We start from the raw sequence: 3,144 nt of genomic DNA on the forward strand, positions 1-3,144 counted from the left end.
GGGTGCGGCGGCGTACGGGCTTGGCTTCGGCCTCGACGGCTTCCGCTGCCGGGGCCTCGGCCGCCTTGCGCGTACGGCGACGCACAGGCTTGGCCTCGGCGTCGTCCGTCGCCGTAGCGGTGCCCTCGGCCGTGGCTACGGCAGCCTCGGCGGCCTTGCGGGTACGGCGGCGCGGCTGCGGCTCGGACGCGTCGGGCTCGGCGACCGGGGCTTCGGCCGTCTTGCGCGTACGACGGCGTACGGGCTTGGCCTCGGCTTCGTCCGTCGCCGTGGCGGTGGCGGTGCCCTCGGCCGTCGCGACCGCGGTCTCGGCGGCCTTGCGGGTGCGGCGTCGTACGGGCTTGGCCTCGGGCTCGGCGGTCGCTTCCGCCGTGGCTACCGCGACCTCGGCCTGCTCGGTCGCCTGCTCCGGGACCGTCGCCACTGCGGTGGACGCCGAGGCGCGGGTGCGGCGCCGGCGGCGCGGGGTGCGCGGCTCGGTGGGGGCGTCGGCGGAGTCGGCGCTGTCCGCGGCGGGCTGGGCCGGCGCGGCCGAGTCGTCGAGCGCGGTGCCACCGCGCGTACGGCGACGCTGCCGCGGCGTACGCGTACGCTTCGGGCGCTCCTCCTCCGCTTCCCGGCGGGGACCGCGACCGCGGCCACCACGGCCACCGGTCTCGCCGAGGTCCTCGACCTCCTCCGCGCGCAGCCCGGCGCGGGTGCGCTCGGCACGCGGCAGAACGCCCTTGGTGCCCTCGGGGATACCCAGCTCCTCGTACAGGTGCGGGGAGGTGGAGTACGTCTCGACCGGGTCGCTGAAGTCCAGCTCAAGCGCCTTGTTGATCAGCTGCCAGCGCGGGATGTCGTCCCAGTCGACCAGCGTGATCGCGGTGCCCGACGCACCCGCGCGGCCGGTGCGGCCGATGCGGTGCAGATACGTCTTCTCGTCCTCGGGGGACTGGTAGTTGACGACGTGCGTGACGCCCTCGACGTCGATGCCGCGCGCGGCGACGTCGGTGCAGACGAGCACGTCGACCTTGCCGTTGCGGAACGCGCGCAGGGCCTGCTCGCGGGCGCCCTGGCCGAGGTCACCGTGGACCGCGCCGGAGGCGAAGCCGCGGCGCTCCAGCTGCTCGGCGATGTCGGCCGCCGTGCGCTTGGTACGGCAGAAGATCATCGCGAGCCCGCGGCCGTCGGCCTGCAGGATGCGGGAGACCATCTCCGGCTTGTCCATGTTGTGCGCGCGGTACACGAACTGCTTGGTGTTCGCGACGGTCTGGCCCTCGCCGTCGGGCGAGGTGGCGCGGATGTGCGTGGGCTGCGACATGTAGCGGCGCGCGAGACCGATGACGGCGCCCGGCATGGTGGCCGAGAACAGCATGGTCTGACGCTTCGCCGGAAGCAGGTTGATGATCTTCTCGACGTCGGGCAGGAAGCCCAGGTCGAGCATCTCGTCGGCCTCGTCGAGGACGAGCCCGCGGATGTGGCTCAGGTCGAGCTTGCGCTGACCTGCCAGGTCGAGCAGTCGCCCCGGGGTGCCGACGATCACGTCGACGCCCTTCTTGAGCGCCTCGACCTGCGGCTCGTACGCACGGCCGCCGTATATGGCCAGGACGCGCACATTGCGCACCTTGCCGGCGGTGAGCAGGTCGTTGGTGACCTGCTGGCAGAGCTCACGGGTGGGGACGACGACCAGGGCCTGCGGGGCGTCGGTGAGCTGACCGGGCTCGGCCCGGCCGGCCTCGACGTCCGCGGGGACGGTGACGCGCTCCAGGAGCGGCAGGCCGAAGCCGAGCGTCTTGCCGGTGCCGGTCTTGGCCTGGCCGATGACGTCCGTGCCGGAGAGGGCGACGGGGAGGGTCATCTCCTGGATGGGGAAGGGGGACGTGATGCCGACGGCTTCAAGGGCTTCGGCTGTCTCGGAAAGAATTCCGAGCTCTCGGAACGTAGTCAGGGTGCTGCCTCTTCTGTGAGACGCGGCGCGAGGCGAACGCTTGGGGGTCGTGACCGTGCCGCCAGGTGCGGAAATCTCGCATCCGGCCGCATCTACGCGAGGCCGGGTGGCGCGGGACCACTGCCGTCGCTCGAGCGCTCGTGCCGCTGAGGGTCCCTCCTGTGGGGCGCGCGGGGAGCGCGCCGCCGCCCGGAGGGCTGTCGGGTCGGAGCCGATCGGGCCACCGACCGGGCATCCTCATACGGGATGGCCCACCGATATGCACTGCATACTCGGCGGGCGCTTTATCACTGTACCCCGGATCCGCGCAGGCGTGTCGGCCGAATTGGTCACGTAGCCGTCGTCACAGTGATTGACCAGGTACTTCCCTACGGTGACCAGCGGGCTATTGTGCGGCTCATGGAGACGCCTGACAACGCCACGGACGCAGCCGCCGCAGCCGAAGAACCGACCGGGATCGCCGCCCAGGACTGGGCGACGGCCTCCGCCCAACCGCAGTACCGCGCCGCGGTGGTGGACCTGCTCGGGGCGCTCGCGTACGGCGAGCTGGCGGCCTTCGAGCGGCTCGCCGAAGACGCCAAGCTGGCGCCGACGCTCGGCGACAAGGCGGAGCTGGCCGCTATGGCTTCGGCCGAGTTCCACCACTTCGAGCAACTGCGGGACCGGCTCTCGGCGATCGACGCGGAGCCGACCGACGCGATGGAGCCGTTCGCCGCCGCGCTGGACGAGTTCCACCGGCTGACCGCGCCGTCCGACTGGCTGGAGGGCCTGGTCAAGGCGTACGTCGGCGACTCGATCGCGAGCGACTTCTACCGCGAGGTCGCGGCCCGCCTGGACACCGACACCCGGGCGCTGGTGCTCGGGGTGCTGGACGACACGGGCCATGCGAGCTTCGCCGTAGAGAAGGTACGGGCGGCCATCGAGGCGGACCCGCGGGTCGGCGGGCGGCTCGCGCTCTGGGCACGGCGGCTGATGGGCGAGGCGCTGTCGCAGGCGCAGCGGGTGGTCGCCGAGCGGGACGCGCTGTCGACCATGCTGGTCGGCGGCGTCGCGGACGGCTTCGACCTGGCGGAGGTCGGCCGGATGTTCTCGCGGATCACCGAGGCGCACACCAAGCGGATGGCGGCGCTGGGACTGGCGGCCTAGGGGACTGGCGGCCCTAGGGGGCGTCTCCCCGATCTTCGCGGGCCCGCGACGCCTGGCACGCGCCC

2 protein-coding genes are annotated in these 3,144 nt (G+C 72.8%); one reads left to right on the top strand and one right to left on the bottom strand.

Annotated elements, in window-relative coordinates; genetic code table 11:
• On the bottom strand, positions 1-1,843 hold a 1,843-nt coding region (locus U9R90_RS34770; protein WP_411061368.1), incomplete at its 3' end, for a DEAD/DEAH box helicase.
• A gap of 489 nt (positions 1,844-2,332) precedes the next feature.
• Between U9R90_RS34770 and U9R90_RS34775 the strand changes: the two genes are divergently transcribed.
• Entirely contained in the window at positions 2,333-3,079 is a 747-nt protein-coding gene (locus U9R90_RS34775; RefSeq protein ID WP_411061369.1) for a ferritin-like fold-containing protein, read from the top strand.
• The last annotated feature ends 65 nt before the right edge of the window (positions 3,080-3,144 follow it).

This window comes from Streptomyces sp. E11-3, from assembly GCF_046540415.1.
Classification (GTDB): Bacteria; Actinomycetota; Actinomycetes; order Streptomycetales; family Streptomycetaceae; genus Streptomyces.

Coding starts and splice junctions, on each gene's coding strand:
- U9R90_RS34775 (WP_411061369.1), top strand. CDS start 2,333: ATGGAGACGCCTGACAACGCCACGGACGCAGCCGCCGCAGCCGAAGAA.